This is a genomic window from Paracidovorax avenae ATCC 19860, from assembly GCF_000176855.2.
Classification (GTDB): Bacteria; Pseudomonadota; Gammaproteobacteria; order Burkholderiales; family Burkholderiaceae_C; genus Paracidovorax; species Paracidovorax avenae.
The window spans coordinates 4,126,976-4,147,989 of sequence record NC_015138.1; the positions used below are offsets into that span (position 1 = coordinate 4,126,976).

Here is a 21,014-nt window from a genome sequence, read left to right on the forward strand (position 1 = left end):
CTGCGGGCGCGGGGATGTTCATGCGCAGGGGCATTCCCGGCCACCGCGCGCAGGGCGGATGAACAAGCGCCGCGCTGGATCGTCACCTTGGAATGCACTGCGCCCTCGCGCCCCTCTGGCTCCCCGTCCGCCGCTCGCCATGATCGAGTTGCTGCGGCCGCTTTTTCCTGGCGCGCTCGCGCCGCTTGCGCAGCGGCTGCATGCCGGGCCTGCGCCCGGGGGCGCGTGGCCGGGCGCGCGGCTGCTCGAGCCGGCGCAACTGGAAGACCTGCTGCGCCGGTACGCCGCCGCGGTGTGGGGGCTGCAGGGGCCGGAGGCGAAGGACCTGCGCGCGGCGGCCTCGGCCTGGGTGCTCGACACTCTGGGCGTGCTGGTGCCACCGGTGGCCGCCGCCGCGAGCGTGCTGGGGCAGGTGTTTCCCGTAGGCCTGGAAGCGCTGCACCTGGACCTGGCCGCGGACGGGCGGGTGCGCGGCATATACCTGGACGGCATCGGCACCGCACTGCCGGGCGCCCCCGCCGCGCAGCGCTACGCGCCGCTGGTCTGGCAGCACTGGGCGCCGCTGTTCACGGCCCTGGAGCAGGTGGCGCGCGTGCCGCAGAAGGTGCTGTGGAGCAATGCGGCGCGGCACCTGGAAGCGGTGCTGGAGCAGGCGGTGCGGCTCGCGCCGCAGCAGCCCGCCATCGCGCAGGATGCCGCCGACCTGCTGCAGGCGCCCCTCTGGCCCGCCGCCGGCGGGCCACGCGCCAATCCGCTGTGCCGCCCGCGCCGCGTGGTGGCGATGGCCACGGCGCAGGGCATCGAATCCGTGGCGCTGCACCGCGAGTGCTGCCTGTACTACCGCCTGGCCGGCGAAGGCTATTGCGGCCGTTGCCCGCTGGACCCGCGGCACCGCGCACCGCCGGCCGGGCGCAGGCCGGATGCCTGCGCCGACACGCCGGACGCGCAGCCGGCCGGCCCGGGCTGAAGCGTCCCGCAGGCACTCCACCGCGGCACTGCGCAACACGATCCGCTCAATTTTCAGAACGTTCCGACCTCCAACCCCTGCCCTTCCATGCCACAGGCCAAGCTCGTTTACATACTGTCCCTGCGCAATGCGGCCGCCGACCAGGCCGGCCAGTTCATCGACTACCGCGGCGGGCGGCGCTACATGCCCTCCCCGCTCGAATACCTGGCGCATGCGCTCGACACCACGCCGCTCGGGGAAGCCTATTCCCTGGAGGGCATCGTGTTCGACGACGACCCGCAATCGCCGCGGGACCGCGCGGCGCTGAACGGCTACGGCTTCACCTGCACGCCGGGGGAGCGCTGGATTTTTCCGCACGAACTCGCCACCCAGGACCGCAAGCTGCGCGACCTGCTGCGGCCGGTGCCGTCGGAGTACCGCCGCCTGCCGCTGGCCGATCCGGGCCGCGCGGCCGGCAAGCAGGCCTTCGAGGCCGCGCTGCAGCGCACGCTCGAATCGCTGCAGGCCGACATCGTGGTGCTCGACGGCCTGCTGGTCATCCTGGATGCGCTGGTGCAGCCCGGCGCGCCGTTCCACCGCCGCATCGTGAACATCCACCCGGGCATCACCCGGCTGGAGTCGCCCTACCGGCGCCGCGGTGCGCACGCCACGCTGGACGCCCTGCACGGGGCCCGCGGCGAGCGCGTGACCGACTGGCAGCGCATGGCCACGGAGCCGGTCACGCCGATCCTTCGGACCGGCGCGTCGCTGCACTACGTCGATGACGGGATCGATTCGGGCGAGGTGATCTACGACGTGCTGGGCACGCCGATCGACCCGGCCGACACGATCCTGGAGCTGCGCTGGAACAACTTCCACCGCAGCCTGTTCCCCGCGCTCCACCAGGGCCTGCAACTGCTGGCCCCGCACCTGTCGGGCGCGCCCCGGCCCGCTTCGCCATTCCACCCTTGAGGACCAGGAGACAGACCGTGAAATTCGCCACGCCCCATACCCCGACTTCTTCCCCTTCCTCCGCTCCTGCGAACGCCCAGGCCGGGGCCGGCCGGCCCTTCCTGTCCTACGCGGACGGGCAGGCGCATGCGGTGCGCATCGACGGATCCTCCCTGCAGGTGGAGGGCGGGCCGGCGGAGCCGGCATCGCACTGGACCCTGTCCGGGCACGGCGGCGACCTGGCGCTGCGGCCCACCGCGGAGGGCGCCCGGCCGGCGCCGGCAGCGCACGCGCTCGCGGCGCTGGACGCCGCCTTTGCCGCGCATCCGGAATGCAGGGACCTGGCCCTGCACCCCGCCGAGCCGCAGGCCCTGGCCGCGCTGGCGGAGGCCGGCGTAGTGCTGCCGGCGGCGGACGGCAGCTGGCGCGCCTGCCGGGATACGCTGTGGCAGCAGCCCGGGCTCTGGCGGCCCGAGGTGCCGCCGCCGATGGCCCAGCGCTTCGCGCTGACGGAGGGCCGCTACCACCCGCGCCGCGCGCCCAAGCCGCGCGGGCTGCTCTACCAGCGCTACATCCCCTGGCTGGAGCGCACGTTCACATTCCGCAGCCTGGACATCGACGAGGACCTGCCGCGCTTCAACCGCTGGATGAACGACCCGGACGTGGCGGTGATCTGGGAAGAAGAAGGCGACCTGCAGAAGCACCGCGCCTATCTGGAGGGGATCGCCCGCGATCCGCACATGCATTCGATGATCGCCAGCCTGGACGGCGAGCCGTTCGCGTATTTCGAGGCGTACTGGACCAAGGAAAGCCGCATCGCGCCCTTCTACGACGCGCACGACTACGACCGCGGCTGGCATGTGCTGGTCGGGGAGCCGGCGTTCCGGGGCAAGGCCTTCGCCACCGCCTGGCTCACCTCGATCTCGCATTACCTGTTCCTGTGCGACCCGCGCACGCAGCGCATCCTGGGCGAGCCGCGCATCGACCACCACCAGCAGATCCGCAACCTCGACAAGTCCGGCTACGCGAAGGTCAAGGAGTTCGACCTGCCGCACAAGCGCGCGCAGCTGGTGATGCTGCTGCGCGAGCATTACTTCTACGACGGCCTGTGGCTGCCCCGGACATGAGCAGTCACGGAAAAAACGTAACTGCGCACTGGTTAATAAGAAACATTCTCATTACAATTCGTATGCATTCCGCACTTCTGCACTTATTCCATTTCTGAAGGGGGTTTTCCGATGCGCCATGTTTCCGCCGCGAGGCCTGCGCGGCAGCGCCTGCTGCACGCTTCCATCACCGCAGCCTTCGGCACCGCGGCCGTGCTGTCCACCCCGCTGGCGGGGGCGCAGGAGGCCTCCGCCGGCTCCACCACCCTGCCGACGGTCACGGTGACCGGCGGCGCCGAGGAGAGCGCCACGGGCCGGGTGAATGGCTACACGGCGCGCCGCAGCGCGACCGCCACCAAGACGGACACGCCCCTGATCGAGACGCCGCAGTCCATCTCGGTGATCCCGGCGGACCTGATGGAGGCGCAGGGCGCGCGCACGGTGAAGGACGCGCTCAGCTACTCGCCGGGCGTGATCCCCACGCGCTTCGGGGCGGACTCGCGCTACGACTGGATCTCGCTGCGCGGCTTCGATGCCTATTCGCCGGGCTTCTACCTGGACGGCATGCCGCTGCGCAACAACGGCAACTGGGGCATCTGGCCGGTGGAGAGCTACGGCGCCGAGCGGATCGAGCTGCTGCGCGGCCCGGCCTCGGTGCTGTACGGCATGAGCGGCCCCGGCGGGCTGGTGAACGCCGTGAGCAAGCGCCCGACGGCCGAGCCGCTGCGCGAGGTGCAGGTGCAGATCGGCGACCACGGGCGCCGCCAGATCGCGGCCGATGTCTCGGGCCCGGTGGGCGATGACGGCAAGCTGCTCTACCGCCTGACCGCGCTCACGCGCGATGCCGACCTGCCGGCGGGCGACATGAAGGACGACCGCACGTTCATCGCCCCGGCCTTCACGTGGAAGCCCTCCAGCGACACCAGCCTGACCGTGCTGTCGCAGTTCGGCCGTACCCGCGCGGGGGTGTACTCGCGCACGCGGCCGGCCGTGGGCTCGCTGGTGCCGACAGCCATCGGCACCACCATCCCGAGCGACCTGTTCGCCGGGGAGCCGGGCTACAACCGGTTCGACATGGACACCGCGATGATCGGCTACCTGTTCGAGCACCGCATCAACGATGCCTTCACGGTGCGGCAGAACGCGCGCTACGGCCGGCTCGAGGTGGATTACACCGCGGTGCAGGGCCGCAATTTCATCACCGTGAACCCGGCGAACCCGCGCGATCCGGCGAACTTCTCCACGCTGCGGCGCACGGTGTCGGGCAGCAACGAGCGCATCCACGCGCTGAACCTGGACAACCAGCTGGAGGCGCGCCTGCGCTCGGGCGACGTGCAGCACACCGTGCTGGCCGGGCTGGAATACCAGCGCACCCGCATCGACCAGGTCAGCTACAGTGGCGGCTCCGCGAGCCCGCTGAACATCTACAACCCCGTGTATGGCGGCGCGGTGCAGTTGCCCGCGCCGTGGTACGACGGGGTCGCCACGCTCGCGCAGACCGGCTTCTACCTGCAGGACCAGATCAAGTGGCGCGACCGCTGGGTGCTCACCCTGGGCGCCCGCTACGACCGCGCCACCAGCGATGCGGACAGCCGGCTGGACGGCAGCCAGACCAGGGTGTCGGAAAACAAGGCGACCAAGCGCGCCGGCCTGACCTACCTGGCCGAAGGCGGATGGGCGCCGTACGTGAGCTATACCGAATCGTTCGTGCCCACGGCCATGCGCAACCCGGCCACGGGCCAGCCGTTCAAGCCCGAGACCGGCCGCCAGTACGAGGCCGGCGTGCGCTACCAGCCCGAGGGCGGCAAGCAGCGCTACAGCGCCGCCATCTTCGACCTGCGCCGCAAGAACTACCTGACCGCGGACGACAACTTCGTGCCGCGCCAGACCGGCGAGATCCAGGTGCGCGGCCTGGAGCTGGAAGCCTCGGCCGAGCTGATGCCGCGCCTGAACGTGGTGGGCTCCTACAGCTACACGCCCACGGCGAAGATCACGGCCAGCAGCACGGCCCGCGAGATCGGCAAGCCGCTCACGGCGGTGTCGCGCAACGCCGCGGCGCTGTGGGTGGACTACCGGTTCGCGAACCGCATCAAGGTGGGCCTGGGGGCGCGCTACACCGGCTCCAACCATGGCGACCTGGACGCGGCGCCGGCGAAGGTGCCGTCCTTCACCGTGTTCGACGCGATGATCGGCTACGACATCGACCGCTGGAGCTTCGCGCTGAACGTGCGCAACCTGGGCGACAAGACCTACATCGGCAACTGCGACCAGTACGGCAACTGCTACTACGGCGATCCGCGCCGGGTGGTGGCGACGGCCACGTACCGCTGGTAAGAGCGGCTCGAAGGCCCTCGGCCTGCCGGAAACGCGAAGGGGAGCGGCAGTGCGCCGCTCCCCTTTTTTCGTTCAGGCAGGCGTTTTCAGGCGCCTGCCTTCCCTTCAGGCGCGTGGGGTGCCGTCGGCTGCGCGCAGGGCGTCGCGCAGGGCGCCGATGAAGGCGGGCTGGCGGATGATGTCCAGGTGCCCCGCGCCTTCCACGACCTGCACGCCGCGCACGTCCGCGAGCGTGGACCAGTCGCGCAGCGCCGCGCCCTCTTCCACGGAGCGGCCCGCCTGGAAGAGGTGGACCGGCAGCCCGTCGCTGGCAGGCGTGTGCCGGCAGGCCTGCATGCGCTTGTCGAGCGTGGTCCACAGCAGGTATTCGTGGCTGTCCTCGCCCTCGCCGTCCAGCGGCAGGGGCTGGGAGGCATCGATCAGTTGCTGCAGGACGCCGTCGCGTTCTTCATCGCCCATGCGCGCCAGCAGCTCACGCCAGCGGTCGGCCATGGTGGAAGCGGCCAGCCAGGCATCCAGCCGGGCCTGCGCCTGCGCGCGCTCCGCCGCGGACAGCGGGCGGCCGGCGCGCAGGGGCTCCGTGCGGTGCACGTCCACCAGCGCGGTTAAGGCGACCTCCACGCGGCCCTGCAGGCGCCGTGCGGTCTCGACGGCCAGGTCGCCGCCGGAGGACCAGCCCAGCAGCGCACACCGCCCGCCCGCGGCGGTGGCCGCGATGAAGTCGGCGTACTCGGCCGCGAGGGCCTCCACCGCGAACCCGCGCCAGCGCTGCCGCGTGTACACATGGCTCACGAAGGCATGCACGGTGCGCTCGCCGCGCAGCGCTTCGGCCAGCGGCAGGAATTCGCGCGTGTTCACGACCATGCCGGGCAGGCAGTAGAGCGGCACGCCGTCGCCGCCTTCCTGCAGGCAGACCGCGTCGTGCGCGCCCTCGAAGCGTTCGCGCAGCCGCTGCGCCAGGTGCGCGAGCGTGGGGGACTGCATGACATCGGCCAGGCTCGCCTGCGCGCCGCCCGGCACCTGCCGGCGCAGGCGGGCGACCAGCTTGAGGCACAGGATGGAATCGCCGCCGAGCGCGTGGAAGTTGTCGTCGCGGCCGACGTGATCGACACGCAGCACCTCGCTCCATACCTTGGCGATCGCTGCTTCCAGGGGGCCGCGCGGGGGCTCGCTGCGGGCGGCTTCCTCGGGCGCAGCGGCGGCGGGCAGCGGCAGGGCCCGGCGGTCGAGCTTGCCGTTGGGCGTGAGCGGCAGCGCGGCGATGGGCAGGATGTGGTCCGGCACCATCCAGGCCGGCAGTGCCGCCTGCAACTGCGCGTGCAGTTGCGCCGGCAGCGCGCCGGGATCGGTGGGCGCACCGGCATCGGCGGGCACCACGTAGGCATGCAGGGCCATGGCGCCATCGGTTTCGCGGGCGCGCGCGACCACCACCGCATCGGCCACGCCGGCGCACTCGCGCAGGCGCTGGGCGACCTCTGCGGGCTCCACGCGCCACCCTCGGATCTTGACCTGGTCGTCCGCGCGCCCGAGGAATTCCAGTGCGCCATCGCCGCGCAGCCGCACGCGGTCGCCCGTGCGGTAGAGGCGCTCGCCGGCCTCGAAGGGCGAGGCGACGAAGCGCTCCGCCGTGGTGCCGGGCCGGCCGGCGTAGCCGCGCGCGAGCCCGCGCCCGGCCAGGTACAGCTCGCCGGGCATGCCGGGCTGCACGGGCTCCAGGCGGGCGTCCAGCACATGGGCGCGGATGCCCGGCAGGGGCCGGCCCAGCGGCAGCGCGGTGAACCCGCGCGGGCCCTCGTCCGGCGGCGCGGCGGGATGGGTGAGCACGCCCACCGTGGTTTCGGTGGGGCCGTAGTGGTTGAGGATGCGCAGGCCTGGGCGCAGCGCGCGCACGGTGCGCAGCAGTTCGTCGTCGGCCGTCTCGCCGCCCAGCACCAGGGTATGGCGCGGCAGCGCCGCGGCGGGATGGCGTGCATTCAGCAGGCCGCGCAGGTGGCTGGGGACGATTTTCAGCACGTCGGCGCCGCAGCGCTCCATGCCGGCCGCGAACGCGTCGGGGTCGAACGCCTCGGCCGTGGAGGGCAGGTAGAGGCAGCCGCCCGAGCACAGCGCGCCGAACAGCGCGGTATGCCCCAGGTCCGCGCCCACCGTGGAGACCATCGCGAAGCAGCGGCCCGGCCCCACATCCAGGCGCTGGAGCACGCCCTGGGCGTAGTTCGCCAGCGCGCCGTGGGGCACCACCACGCCCTTGGGCCGCCCGGTGGAGCCGGAGGTGTAGATCATGTAGGCGCCCTGCGAGGGGTGCAGCGGGCGGATCGCAGGCGGCGGCGCGGTGGCCGGACCGCCGGGCGCACCGCCGGACGCACCGAAATCCATGCGCCACTGCGGCACGCCTTCCGGAGGGTGAGGGAGATCGCCGACCAGCAGGGCGGCGCCGCAGTCGTGCAGCAGTTCGTCGCGCCGGGCAGGCGGCAGCGCCGGGTCCAGCGGCACGCAGACGGCCCCCGCCCGCATCGCCGCGAGCCAGGCCAGCACGAACTCCGGGCCGCGCTCCAGGCACACGGCCACGCGGTCTTCCGCACGGATGCCATGGGCCTGCAGGCGCTGCGCCCAGGCGGCGCTCGCGCGGTCGAGCTCCGCGCAGGTGACCGTGCGCCCGCCCGCCGCGATGGCCGGGGCGGCGGGATCGCGCCGCGCGGCGGCGGCGAAGGCCTCCAGCACGTTCGCGCAGGGCCATGCGTTGTCTTCGCCGCGCAGTTCGGGCACGGGCGGCAGCGCCGCCTGGCCGATGGCCGGGATGCCGCCGCCGGCCGCCTGGCGCGCGAGCAGGCGCAGCCCGTCGGACAGGCGCAGGATGGTGTCGCGGTCGAACAGGTCGGCCGCGTAGGCGATGCCGAACGAGAGGGTGTCGCCATCGTCCAGCACGTCCACGCTCAGGTCGAAATGCACCTCGTCCACGGAGATGCTTCCAGCCGCCGCGGCCTGCTTCTGCGCCCCGCGCGGTGCGGCCTGCTGCTGGGTGGACTTGACCTGGAAGAGCGGATGCAGGCCGGGCACGCGCGGCACCGAGAGCGCGTCCACCAGCATGTCCAGCGGCACTTCCTGGTGGGCCTTGGCCTCGACGAAGCGGTCGCGCACATGCTCCAGCCACTGCGCAAAGGTCCAGGCCGGATCGGCCTGCAGCCGCAGCACCAGCACGTTGGTGAAATGGCCCACGACGCCGGCCAGCTCGGGCCGGTCCCGCGTGGTGGTGGGCACGCCGATGCACAGGTCGTCCTGGCCGCCCAGGCGATGCAGCAGCAGCCCGAGCAGGGACAGGCACACCAGGTAGGGCGAGGCCGCATGCGCGCGGCCCAGCGCGCGCAGCGAGGCGGATACGGCCCCGTCCAGCACCGCTGTAACCATGCCGCCCTGCGTGCCGCGCCGCGCGGTGCGGGGCCGGTCCAGCGGCAGCGCGGTCGCGAGCGGCGCGTCGCGCAGGCGCTCGCGCCAGTGGCCGATCTGGCGCTGCAGTTCGCCGGCCTCCATCCAGTGGCGCTGCCAGGCGGCGTAATCCGCATAGCCCAGCGCTGCCGCGCCCGGCGCCGCCGGGACGGCTGCCGCTTCACCCGGCGCGGCGAGCAGCGCGCGCAATTCGGCCAGCAGCAGGCCGATGGACTGTCCGTCGGCCGCGATGTGGTGCACGCACAGCACCAGCTCGGGCGCGCCTTCGGGGAAGACATGCAGGCAGGCACGGAAGACGGGGCCGCGCTCCAGGTCGAAGGGTTCTATGGCGAAGGCCTGCGCCTGCGCGGCCAGGGCCTCCTGCGCCTGCGCGCGGGGCATGCTCCATTCGCGCACCGACCAGCCGAAGCGCTGTTGCGGGTCTTCCCGCTGCACCGGCTGGTCCTGCGCGTCGCAGCCGAAGCAGGTGTGCAGCGCGGCGTGGCGAGCCACCAGCGTGGCCAGGGCGCGGTGCACCGCGGCGGCATCCGGCGCGTCGAGCGCACCCGGCCCATCCGGCAGCGCCATGCGGCCGGCGAGGTTGTAGGCCGGTGAAGCGGGATCGCGCTGCCACGCGAGCCACAGGGGCCGCTGGGCATAGGCCATGGGCGCTTCGCCGGCGGCGGCCCGGGGCACCACGGGCAGGGCCTCGAAGCCGATGCCGCTGGCACGCAGCCGCTCCAGGAACACCTGGCGCTTGTCAGGGGTGAGGGCCGCGAAGCGGCGCGAGAGCTCGTGCATTTCGGTGGTCATGCGGTGGTCGTCTTTCCCGTTCGTGATTCAGAGTTCCAGTTCCCCGAGCAGGGCGTCGATGCGCCGGGCCGGGTCGTCGGCCACGGCGGCGCCACCCGCCTGCGGTACCAGGCCGTCGGCCGCGAGGCGCGCGGCGAGGTCGGCGAGCACCGGCACCTCGAACACCGTGCGCAGCGCCACGGTGCGCCCCCAGGAGCGCTGGATGGCGGCGACGAGCTGCACCGCCAGCAGCGAGTGCCCGCCCCGCTCGAAGAAGTGGTCGTGCCGGTTGATGGCATCGACCTGCAGTACCTCGCGCCACAGCGCGGCCAGGGCCGCCTCCACGCCCTCGCGCGGCGGCTCGCCGGGCGCGCCGGCCCCAGGCAGGGCCTGGGCCGCCGACGGCAGCGCCCGGCGGTCCACCTTGCCGTTGGGCGTGAGCGGCAGCCCGTCCGACACCAGCACCGCGGCCGGCACCATGTAATCCGGCAGGGACTCCCCGAGGCGCTCGCGCAGCAGGGCGACGTCGATCGCGAGGCCGGGCTGGGCGCTCACGTGGGCGACCAGGCGCGCCCCCCCCGGCCCCTGCTCCGCCACCACCACCGCCTCGCGCACTTCCGGCTGGGCCAGGAGCCGGGTCTCGATCTCGCCCAATTCGATGCGAAAGCCCCGCACCTTCACCTGGTGGTCCACCCGGCCCAGGTATTCCAGTTCGCCATCCTCGCCCCAGCGCACGCGGTCGCCGGTGCGGTAGAGGCGTTCCCCGGGCATGCCCGGCGAGGGGTGCGCGACGAAGCGCTGCGCGGTCAGCGCGGGCTGGCGCAGGTAGCCGCGCGCCAGGCCCGCGCCGCTGACGAACAGCTCGCCCGGCACCCCGGGCGGCACGGGCCGCAGGTCCGCATCGAGCACGCACAGGCCGAGGTCGGGAATCGCCATGCCGACCGGGCTGCGCTGCGGCTGCAGGTCGGCCCGGGTGATGCGGCGCCAGGTAACGTGCACCGTGGTCTCGGTGATGCCGTACATGTTGACCAGCTCGGGCCGCGCATCGCCGAAATGCGCGATCCAGGGCCGCAGGCGCTGCGGGTCGAGGGCTTCGCCGCCGAAGATGACCACGCGCAGCGACAGCTCCGGCATGCCGGCCGGCGGCGGCTCGTAGGTGGCGGGCAGGCCCACCAGTTGCCCGAAGGCGGACGGCGTCTGGTTGAGCACGGTCACGCGCCGCGTGCGCAACAGCGCCAGGAAGTCCTGCGGGGAGCGGCTCACCCAGTACGGGACGATGACCAGTTGCCCGCCCGTGCACAGCGCGCCGAAGAGCTCCCACACGGAAAAATCGAACGCGCAGGAATGGAACAGCGTCCAGACGTCTTCCGGACCGAACCGGAACCAGCCGTCGGTGCCGCGCAGCAGCCGCACCACCTGGCGATGGCACAACTGCGCGCCCTTGGGTCGCCCGGTGGAACCCGAGGTGTAGATCACGTAGGCGAGGTGGTCCGGATGCACCGCCACAGCCGGCGGTGTGTCGGGCCAGGCGCCGGCATCGCATTGCGGATCGACGACGGCCAGGCCCGCGGGCAGCGGCGAGGCGTCCCACAGGCCGTCCTGCGTGACCACGCAGGCCATGCCGCTGTCGGCCGCCATGTAGGCGATCCGCTCCGGGGGATAGTCGGGGTCCAGCGGGACATAGGCCGCGCCGGACTTGAGCACGGCCAGCAGCGCTACCACCAGGTCGAGCCCCCGGCCGAGCGCGACGCCGACGCGGGCCTCCGGCCCGGCGCCCTCGGCGCGCAGCCGGTGCGCCAGCCGGTTGGCGCGGCGGTCGAGCTCGCCATAGGTCAGCGCATCGTCCTCGAAGCGCAACGCGACGGCGTCGGGGCGCAGGCGGGCCTGGCGCTCGAACAAAAGGTGGATCGTGTCGTTGCCGTCCACTGCCACGGGGGCCGGGGCCTGGCGGGCGTCCGCCGGGGCCAGCACGTCCAGCGAGCCCAGCGCGCGGCCGGCATCCTCCGCGAGCGTGCGCAGCCCGCGCACCAGCTGGTCCGCCAGCATGCCGGCCGCGGCGGCACCGATGCGCCCGGGGTCGTGCCGCAGCTGCAGCGTCAGCACCGGCTCGAGCAGCGCCAGCAGCGTGACCGGGTAGTGCGTTTCCTCGCGCTGGGCGGCCACTTCGGCCTCCAGCCCCGCGGGCAGTGCGTGCAGGGCGCCATCGACGGGGTAGTTCTCGAACACCAGCAGCGTATCGAAGAGCCCCGCAGCGTCCGTGCCCATCCACCGCTGGATGTCGTAGAGCGGCGTGTGCTCGTGTTCGCGCATGCGCAGGCCTTGCGCCTGCAGTTCCCGCAGCCAGTCGCCCACGGCCGCGCCGGAACGCGGGGTGCAGGCCATGGGCAGCGTGTTGATGAACAGGCCCACCGCGCGCTCGGCGCCCGGCAGCTCTGCCGGGCGGCCCGCCACGGTGGTGCCGAACACCACCGTCTCCTGCCCGGCATGGCGCTGCAGCACCAGGGCCCAGGCCGCCTGCACCAGCGTGTTGAGGGTGATGCGCTCGCGCCGCGCGAAGGCCTGCAGGCGCGCGGTTTCCTCCTGCGTGAAGGACTTCCGTACCTCACCGGCTTCCAGCCCTGCGGTGCCCTCGCCCCGCTCGGAGGGTTCGGCAGGCGCGCCGCGCTGCAGGCACCGGGCCAGGAGCGTCGGCTCTTCGACGCCGCCCAGCGCCCCGGTCCACCAGGTGCGGTCCGCCTCGGCGTCGCGGAGCTGGAGCCAGCGGATGTAGTCGCCGTAGCGGCCGGCCGGCGCGGCATCGGGCTCGCCGGCATAGTGGCGCAGCACTTCGGCCATGAGCTGCGAGGTGCTCCAGCCGTCCAGCAGCACGTGGTGCATGGTCCAGATGAAGTGGTGGCCGTGCTCGCCGGTGCGCACCAGCGCGAAACGGATGAGCGGCGGCTGCATGCCGGGGAAGCCGGCCGCCAGCTCCTCCTGCGCGATCGTGTCCAGGCGGGCGCGTGCATCGCGTGCACCGATCCCACCGCGTGCATCGATATCGCCGCGCGCGTCGATCTCGCGCCACGGCAGCCTGCCGGCCCGGGCCACCCACTGCAGGGGCCGGGCGCCCTCGGCCAGCACGCCGCTGCGCAGCACCGCGTGGCGCTCGAAGGCCGCTTCCCAGGCCGCGCGCAGCCGGTCCGCGTCCAGGTGTCGGAAGTCGATGCGCAGCTGGTTGCGGTAGGCGGCCGCATCCGGGTCCAGCAGGGTCTGGAAGACGAGGCCCGCCTGCAGGGGAGAGAGGGGATACAGGTCTTCCACCTGCGCCCAGTCCAGCCCGAGCGCGTCCAGGCCCGCCTGGTCCAGTCCCGCGAGCGGGAAGTCGGAAGGCGTGGCACCCTGCGGCACCTGCGCGCAGTGATCGATCAGCGCCCGCAGCTCGCGCTCGAAATCCGCCATCCAGCCGCGCACCGCGGCGGCATCGTGGCGCGCGCCGCTGAACAGCACATCCATCGACAGCTCGCCCGCGAGCACGCGGCCGTTGACGGTGAACTCGTGCGTGAGCGGGGCGCCGGCATCCACGAAGGGGCCCGCCGGCTCGGGCGCCAGCGTCCATCCACCTGCGCTGTCCTGCGGCCGGGCGTCGAACTGGCCGAGGTAGTTGAATACCACCTGCGCGCGCGGCAGCGCCTGCAGGGCTTCGCGCTGCTCCGGGGTGCCGAAGTGGCGCAGCGCGCCATGGCCCACGCCGTGCCGGGGCACGGCACGCAACGTCTCCTTAACGCGCCGCACGGCGTCGCCCAGCGGCCCCCGCGCGTCCAGCGCCACGGGGTAGAGCGAGGTGAACCAGCCCACGGTGCGCGACAGGTCCACCGCGGGGTCGAGGTCCTCGCGGCCGTGGCCTTCGATGTCCACCAGCACGCGGTCGTGGCCGCTCCAGCGGCACAGCGCACGCGCGAGGGCGGTGAGCAGCAGGTCGTTGGCCTGGGTGCGGTAGGCCGCGGGCGCCTGCGCGAGGAAGGCCTCGGTGGCGCACCGGTCCAGGCGGATGGAGACCGACTGCTGCTGGGCCGCGGTGCGCGGGCCTTCGGGCCGCGCGCAGGGCAGCTCCGCCGGGCAGCCGGCCAGGGCGGCCCAGTGCGCCAGTTCGTCGGCGTGGTCCTGCCCGTAGCGCTGCAGCACGGCGGCCCATTCGCCGAGCCCGCTGGAGGCCGGCGGCAGCGCGGCCGGCGCGCCCGCGAGGCAGCGGGCGTACGCCTGCTGCAGGTCGTCCAGCAGGATGCGCCAGGACACCCCATCGACGATGAGATGGTGCATGACGAGCAGCAGCCGCGCGTCCCCGCCCGGCAGGGCGACGGCGACGGCGCGCAGCAGCGGGCCGTGCTCCAGGTCGAGGCTGCACTGCGCCTGCTCGCACAGTGCGCTGAGCTGGGCGGGGCCGTCCGCCGCGCGCATCCACAGCACATCGTCCCATCCGGACAGGGCCGTGGCGGTGTCCTCGTAGCGCTGCGTCCAGACCGCTTCCCCAGCCGCACCGGGCGCCCCCTCCTGCCGCGTGAAGCGCAGGCGCAGCGCATCGTGCCGCTCCGCCACCGCGCGCAGCGCGCCGCGCAGGGCCTGCGCCTGCAACGGGGCGGGGCTGCGCAGCAGCACGGCCTGGTTCCAGTGGTGGCGGGCCGGCATCGGCATGGCGAAGAAGTCGCGCTGGAACGGCAGCAACGGCACCTCGCCGCGCGCCGGGCCGGCAGGCCGGGCCTCGCCGGAAGGCAGGCGCTCGATGACGGCCGCGAGCTGGGCGATGGTCTGCCGCTCGAACAGCTGGCGCGGCGTGGCACGCCAGCCGGCCAGCCGCAGCCGGGCCACGATCTGCAGGCTGAGGATGGAATCGCCGCCCAGTTCGAAGAAGTTGTCGTCGCGGCCCACTCCGGCGCGGCCCAGCACCTCGCACCAGACGCGGCCGACGGCCTGTTCGGCTTCGCCGCGCGGCGCCCCGCCCGCCTGGGCGGCAGAGGCTTCGGGCGGTTCGGGCAGCGCCTTGCGGTCCACCTTGCCGCCGGGGCCCGTGGGCAGGCGATCGAGCACGACGATGGCCGACGGCACCATGTAGTCCGGCAGGCTGCGCTCCAGGTGCGCGCGCAGGGCGCCTTCGTCCAGCGCGGCCCGTGTCGCGGGCACGGAGGCCGGCACCGGGGCGACATAGGCGACCAGCCGCGTGCCCTGCGCCGTCTCGCGCGCCACGACCACGGTCTCGCCCACGCCCGGTGCGGCCCGCAGCGCGGCCTCGATCTCGCCCGGCTCGATGCGGAAGCCCCGCACCTTCACCTGGTGGTCGGTGCGGCCCAGGTATTCGAGCTGGCCGTCCTCGCGCCAGCGCACCCGGTCGCCGGTGCGGTAGAGGCGCCCGCCGCTGCCGAAGGGGTCGGCCACGAAGCGCTCCGCCGTGAGGCCCGGCCGCCCGCCATAGCCGCGCGCCAGGCCCGAGCCACCCAGGTACAGCTCGCCGGGCACGTGGCGCGGCACGGGCTGCAGGTCGGCATCCAGCACATGGGCGGTGCGGCCCGGCATCGGCTGGCCGATGGGCGCATAGGCCTGGGGGAAGCAGGCGAGCGCATCCACCTTCCAGAGCATGGGCGTGACCACGGCCTCGGTGGGCCCGTAGCCGTTGATGAGCAGGCGCGGCCGCAGGTGGCGGCGCACGGCGTCGAAGCCTTCGCGCGGCATCGCCTCGCCGCCGAAGGAGATCAGCTCCAGCGCGGGCGCATCGCCCCCTGCCCGCCCGGCCCAGTCGGCCAGCTGCCCCAGGTAGGCCGGCGGAAAGCCCGCATGCGTGATGCCGCGCGTACGCAGGGCCTCCAGGGTCTCTTCGGCGGTCCAGAGGGTGTCGTCGCGCAGCACCACCGCGGCGCCGCAGGTGAGCCCGGTGAACAGCCGCTCGTGCGCGCCGTCGAAGGCGAACGAGAGGAAATGCAGTTCGCGCGTGCCCGGCCCCATTTCGTAGCAGGCGGCGGTGTCCACGCAGTGGGCCGCGAAGGGGCCATGCTCCACCAGCACGCCCTTGGGCAGTCCGGTGGAGCCGGAGGTGTAGATCACATAGGCCAGCTGGTGGGGCACCACCGTCACGTCCGGCCCCGTATCGCATGCGCCGGGTTCGCCGTCGCAGGCGATGCAGGCCACGCCGGGCGGCAGCGGGATGCGCCCCGCCAGGGCGCGTTCGGTGAGCAGCAGCGCCATGCCGCTGTCGCGCGCCATGTGGGCCAGGCGCTCGGCCGGATAGGCCGGGTCCAGCGGCACGAAGGCCGCGCCCGCTTTGAGGACGGCCAGCAGGGCGGCCACCAGCTCGGGCGAGCGCGACAGGGCGACACCGATGCGCCGCTCCGGCCCGGCGCCCAGCGCAGCGAGGTGGTGCGTGAGGTGGTGCGCGAGATGGTTGGCCCGGCGGTCCAGCGCGCGGTAGCTCCAGGCCATGTCCCCGGCCTCCACGGCCACCGCATCGGGCTGCCGCCGCGCCATGCGCTCGAACAGGCGGTGCACGGGCTCGGCATGGGGCTGTGCGCGCGGGCAATCGCCCCATTCGCGCAACTGGCGCACCTCGCCACCGGCCAGCAGGGGCACGTCGCCCACGCACGGATCGCCCGTACCTTCCAGCACCTGCAGCACGGCCGCGAGCACGGCTTCGTAGTGGCCCGCCATGCGGCGCACCGTGCCGGCTTCGAACAGTTCGCGGGCGTAATGGAACTCCAGGCGCAGGCCGCCCTGCCCGTCCTCCACCGCGCCCAGGATGAGTTCGAACTGGGCGGTCTGGCCCGGGATGTCCCAGCGCTCGAGCGCGAGGCCCGGCAGGCCGGCGAGCGCGCGGTGGTCGTGCTGCTGGTAGTTGAACATCACCTGGAACAGCGGCGGCGCGGCCAGGCTGCGGCCGGGCTGCAGCGCCTCGACCAGTTGGTCGAAGGGCAGGTCCTGGTGGGCCTGGGCTTCCAGGGAGGCGTCGCGCACCGCGTCCAGCGTGGCGGAGAGCGGCATGCGGCCATCGACCTGCAGGCGCAGCACCTGGGTGTTCACGAACAGGCCGACCAGCCCTTCCGTCTCCACGCGGCCGCGGTTGGCCACCGGCACGCCCACGCGCACGTCCTGCTGCCCGCTCCAGCGGTACAGGGCCGCCTGGAACGCCGCGAGCAGCGCCATGAACGGGGTGATGCCGCGCGCCTGCGCCGCCGAGCGCAGTGCCCGCACGCGGTCCGCGGGCAGGTCCCAGGCATGCATGGCCGCCCGGTAGCGGCCATCGGCGCGGCGCGGGTGCTCCGCGGGTAGCTGCAGCACGGGCTGCTCGCCGCCCAGGCGGGCGCGCCAGTACGCGAGCTGGCGCTCTTTTTCACCGGCCTCCATCCACTGGCGCTGCCAGAGGGCATAGTCGGTGTACTGCAGCGCGGGCACGGATGCCGCATCGGCGCCCTCGCCGGCATGGCGGGCGCGGTAGCGCCCGGCAAAGGATTCGACCAGCACGCGCAGCGACCAGCCGTCCGAGACGATGTGGTGCATGGCGACCACGAGCCGGTGCTCCTCCACGCCCGTGCGCAGCAGCCAGACCCGCAGCAGCGGGCCCTCGCCCAGGTCGAAGGGCGTCTCGCAGCAGGCGCGGGCGGCGGCCTCGGCGCGGGCGCACCGCTCGGGCTCGGGCAGGTCCGACAGGTCGATCCGGTGCACGCCGAACTCCACGGACGGCAGCACCTGCTGGTGGGGATGCCCTTCGGCATCGGCGCGGAAGACGGTGCGCAACGCGGCATGCCGTGCGATCACGTCGCGCCAGGCGGCCTCCAGCGCGGGCACGTCGAGGGCGCCCCGCAGCACGAATGCCCCGGTGATGTGGTAGGCCGAGCCCTGCGGCTCCATCTGCCACAGGAACCACTGGCGCATCTGCGCGTACGACAGCGGGGCCTGGGCGGCGTCGGCCTCGCCGTCCTGCGCCTCGCGCGGCAGGATGGGGAACTGGCCCATCGTGAGCCCCTCTTCGCGCATCTTCGCGTAGGCGGCGCGGCGCTGCGCATCGGTCAGCCGCATGAAGCGCCGGGCCATCCGGACCTGGGGGGAAAATGCATCCATATCGCTCATCCGGCCATCTCCATATCGTCGAGGAAAGCATCGAGGCGCGACAGCGCGTCCGCCACGGGACGTTGCGGGCGCGCGGTTTCCACGCACCGCGCCAAGTCCGCCAGCACGGGGTGCAGGAAGACGTCCCGCACCGAAATCTCGGCCTGCAAGCCCGAGCGCACGCGCGCGACGAGCTGCATGGCCATCAGCGAATGGCCGCCCTGGGCGAAGAAGTGGTCGGTGCGGCCGGCGCGCGGCAGCGCCAGCAGTTCGCACCACATGCGCGCCAGCGCCTCCTCCACCTCCCCCTGCGGGGCGGTGTAGCCCGCAGTGGAAGCGGGCTGCACCGAGGGCAGCGCCTTGCGGTCCACCTTGCCGTTGGCGTTCAGCGGCAGCTCCGGCAGCACCGCGATCTGCGAGGGCACCATGGCCTCGGGCAGCTCTGCGGCAAGCCGCGCGCGCAGCGCCTCGCCGTCCAGGGTGGCGCCCGCGTGCGGACTGCAGTAAGCCACCAGCGCCGTGCCCGCAGGCGTGGATGCGGCCACCGCCACGGCCTCGCGCACGCCGGGCGAGGCCAGGAGGCGCGCCTCGATCTCGCCCAGCTCGATGCGCTGGCCGCGGATCTTCACCTGGTGGTCCAGCCGACCCAGGTATTCCAGGGCGCCATCCTCGCGCCAGCGCACGAGATCACCCGTGCGGTAGAGCCGCGCACCCGCTTCGAACGGATCGGCCACGAAGCGTTCCGCCGTGAGACCCGGCCGGGAAGCGTATCCACGCGCGAGCCCGGCGCCGCCCAGGAACAGCTCGCCCGCCGCGCCCGGCGGCACGGGCTGCAGCGCGGCATCGAGCACGTAGGTTCGCTGCCCGGCGATGGGCCGGCCGATCGGCACGGGGCCGCGCTCCTGCGCATGGCAGGTCCAGTGCGTGACGTCGATGGCGGCCTCCGTCGGGCCGTAGAGGTTGTAGAGCGCCGCGCCGGGCAGGCGCTCCAGCACCTGGCGACGCACCTCCGCCGGCAGCGCCTCGCCGCTGCACACGATGCGCCGCACGCTGGCGCAGGCCTCTGCATCCAGTTGCGCCAGCAGGGCCTGCAGCATGGAGGGCACGAAGTGCAGCGTCGTCACCGCATGCCGCTGGATGAGCGCCTGCAGTTGCGCGGGCTCGCGGTGCGCGCCGGGGGGCGCCACCGCCAGGCGTGCGCCCACGGCGAGCGGCCAGAAGAATTCCCATACCGACACGTCGAAGCCGAAGGGCGTCTTCTGCAGCACCGTGTCGCCCGGGCCCAGGCCGTAGGCCTGCTGCATCCACGCGATCCGGTTCGACAGCGCGCCGTGGCGGTTGGCCGCGCCCTTGGGCCGGCCGGTGGAACCCGAGGTATAGATCACGTAGGCCAGGTGCTCGGGATGCAGTGCCGCGGGCGGGCACGCGGCTTCCGCACCATCGCCCGGCTGTGCATCCTCCAGGGGCAGAAGGACCACGGGCTGCGCCATCTCCGACGGCAGGCAGGCGCGGTGGGCGGCGTCGGTCAGCACCAGCGCCGGTGCGCAGTCGCCGAGCATGTAGGCGATGCGATCCGCCGGCAGTTCGGGGTCGAGCGGCACGTAGGCACCGCCGGCCTTCAGCACAGCGAGCAGCGCCTCCACCATGTCCGAGCCACGCGCGAGCGCCACGCCCACCAGCGTCTCCGGGCCCACGCCGCCAGCGCGCAGCCGCCGTGCGAGGCGGCTGGTGCGTGCGTCGAGCTGCGCATATGTCCATTCGCGGTCGCCGGACACCAGGGCGGGCGCATCGGGCGTCAGCGCCGCCTGGCGCTCGAACATCCGGTGCACGGGCAGGTCCATCGCCACGGCGTCCCCGCCTGCCGAGCATGCCTGCAGGCGCGCGCGCTCGGCATCGCCTAGCATGGCGACTTCGCCGACGGGGCGCCCGGGGTCATGGGCCAGCGCATCCAGCATGCGTTCGTAATGGCCGGCGATTTCCGCCATTTCCTGCGGTGTGAACTTCGCCGCGTCGTAGCGGAAAGCGGCGAGCAGCCCGCCCCCGGGGTTTTCCATGGTCTCCAGCGTGAGCCCGAACGGCGCCGCGCGCAGCCCGGGATCGACGCGGCGCACGGCCAGCCCCGGCCAGCCCGCCAGGGGCCGGCCGCCCTCGCCCAGGTGGTTGAACATGCACTGGAACAGTCCGCCACCTTCCTGTGTGCGCTCGGGCCGCAGCACCTGCGCGACATGCTCGAACGGCAGGTCCTCGTGCTCACGGGCTTCCAGCGCGGTCGCATGCACCTGCGCCAGCAGGGCCGAGAGCGGCATCTGCGGCGCGGGCCGCGCCTGCATCACCACCGTGTTGATGAAGACGCCGGCCATGTCGGCGGTCTCCGGCCGGTTGCGTCCCGCCACGGGCACGCCCACGCGCTGCACGGCATGCCCGGCATGGCGGAACAGCACCGCATGGAAGGCCGCCAGCAGCACGCAGAACAGCGTGGTGCCGTGCGCGCGGGCACGCTGGCGCAGTGCCTGCGCCAGCGGGGCGGGCACGGCCAGCAGATGCTGCGCGGCCACGGTTTCCGGTGCCGGAGGCGATTGCAGCGCCGGGGCCACAGCGCCCCGGCCGATCTGCAGCACGGGCGCTTCTTCAGCGAGCTGCCGTGTCCAGTAATCCCGGTGCCGTGCGGCCTCCGGCCCCTGCAGCCACTGCCGCTGCCAGACCGCGAAATCGACGTAGCGCAGCGCCGGGGGCGCATCGAATGGCGCACGGCCTTCCAGCGCATCCGCATAGCCCCGCGCCCATTCGTCGAGGATGCGCTCCACCGTCCAGGCATCGGAGGCGATGTGGTGCATCATGAACAGCAGCCGGTGCTCCCGCGGGCCCAGCCGCGCGAGCGCGCAGCGCAGCAGCGGGCCCCGGCGCAGGTCGAACGGCTCCGCGCACACCTCGCGCGCCAGCGCCTCCAGCCGGGCATCGCGATCGGCCAGCGCCCACCCTGAAACGTCGGTGCAGGGCAGCGGGACTTCCCGCGCGGGCTCCACGCGCTGCCAGGGCGTGCCGTCGTCGCCTTCACCGAAGACCGTGCGCAGGCCCGCGTGGCGCCGCACCAGGGCCTGCAGCGCCGCATGCAGGGCGGCGGCATCCAGCGGGCCTTCGAAATCCAGCCCGCCGCCCACGTGGTAGGCCGTATTGCCGGGGTCCATGCGCCAGAGGAACCACTGGCCCTGCTGGGCCCAGGACAGGGGCGCCTCGGCCCCCTCTGGCAGGCCGCTGCGCGGCAGCACGTCCAGGGCGGGCGCATGGCCCGGCTCCGCCCCGCCGGAGGCGGAGGGCCGGCCGCCCAGCCGCTGGCGCAGCAGCGCCTGCTGTTCGGGAGAAAGGCGCGCGCGGCGCTCGGAAAGAAGGGGACTGTCGCTCAT

General features: G+C 73.5%; 7 protein-coding genes. 4 read left to right on the top strand and 3 right to left on the bottom strand.

Features of this window, described 5'->3' with window-relative positions:
- The first annotated feature begins 139 nt into the window (after positions 1 to 139).
- From fhuF to ACAV_RS18065, 4 genes are all read left to right on the top strand, one after another.
- Complete coding sequence (gene fhuF, locus ACAV_RS18050; protein WP_013596021.1) at positions 140 to 967, top strand: siderophore-iron reductase FhuF; 828 nt, start codon at positions 140 to 142, stop codon at positions 965 to 967.
- Between the two features lie 87 nt (positions 968 to 1,054).
- The gene (locus ACAV_RS18055; protein ID WP_013596022.1) at positions 1,055 to 1,918 is read left to right on the top strand and encodes a formyltransferase family protein; all 864 of its coding nucleotides are present in this window, start codon (positions 1,055 to 1,057) and stop codon (positions 1,916 to 1,918) included.
- A 17-nt stretch (positions 1,919 to 1,935) separates the two neighbouring features.
- Entirely contained in the window at positions 1,936 to 3,024 is a 1,089-nt protein-coding gene (locus tag ACAV_RS18060) for a GNAT family N-acetyltransferase (RefSeq protein ID WP_013596023.1), read from the top strand.
- Between the two features lie 111 nt (positions 3,025 to 3,135).
- Positions 3,136 to 5,337: a TonB-dependent siderophore receptor gene (locus tag ACAV_RS18065; RefSeq protein ID WP_013596024.1), complete on the top strand. Its 2,202-nt coding sequence runs from the start codon at positions 3,136 to 3,138 to the stop codon at positions 5,335 to 5,337.
- A gap of 105 nt (positions 5,338 to 5,442) precedes the next feature.
- Here the strand turns inward: ACAV_RS18065 and ACAV_RS18070 are convergent, their stop codons facing one another.
- The 3 genes from ACAV_RS18070 to ACAV_RS18080 are packed head-to-tail and all read right to left on the bottom strand — an operon-like array spanning position 5,443 to position 21,014.
- The gene (locus tag ACAV_RS18070) at positions 5,443 to 9,570 is read right to left on the bottom strand and encodes a non-ribosomal peptide synthetase (protein ID WP_013596025.1); all 4,128 of its coding nucleotides are present in this window, start codon (positions 9,568 to 9,570) and stop codon (positions 5,443 to 5,445) included.
- 27 nt (positions 9,571 to 9,597) lie between these two features.
- Positions 9,598 to 17,634, bottom strand: a complete 8,037-nt coding sequence (locus tag ACAV_RS18075) for a non-ribosomal peptide synthetase (RefSeq protein ID WP_013596026.1) — start codon at positions 17,632 to 17,634, stop codon at positions 9,598 to 9,600.
- Positions 17,631 to 21,014, bottom strand: coding sequence for a non-ribosomal peptide synthetase (locus tag ACAV_RS18080; protein ID WP_013596027.1), 3,384 nt, complete (start codon positions 21,012 to 21,014; stop codon positions 17,631 to 17,633). The genes ACAV_RS18075 and ACAV_RS18080 overlap by 4 nt, the downstream gene beginning before the upstream one ends.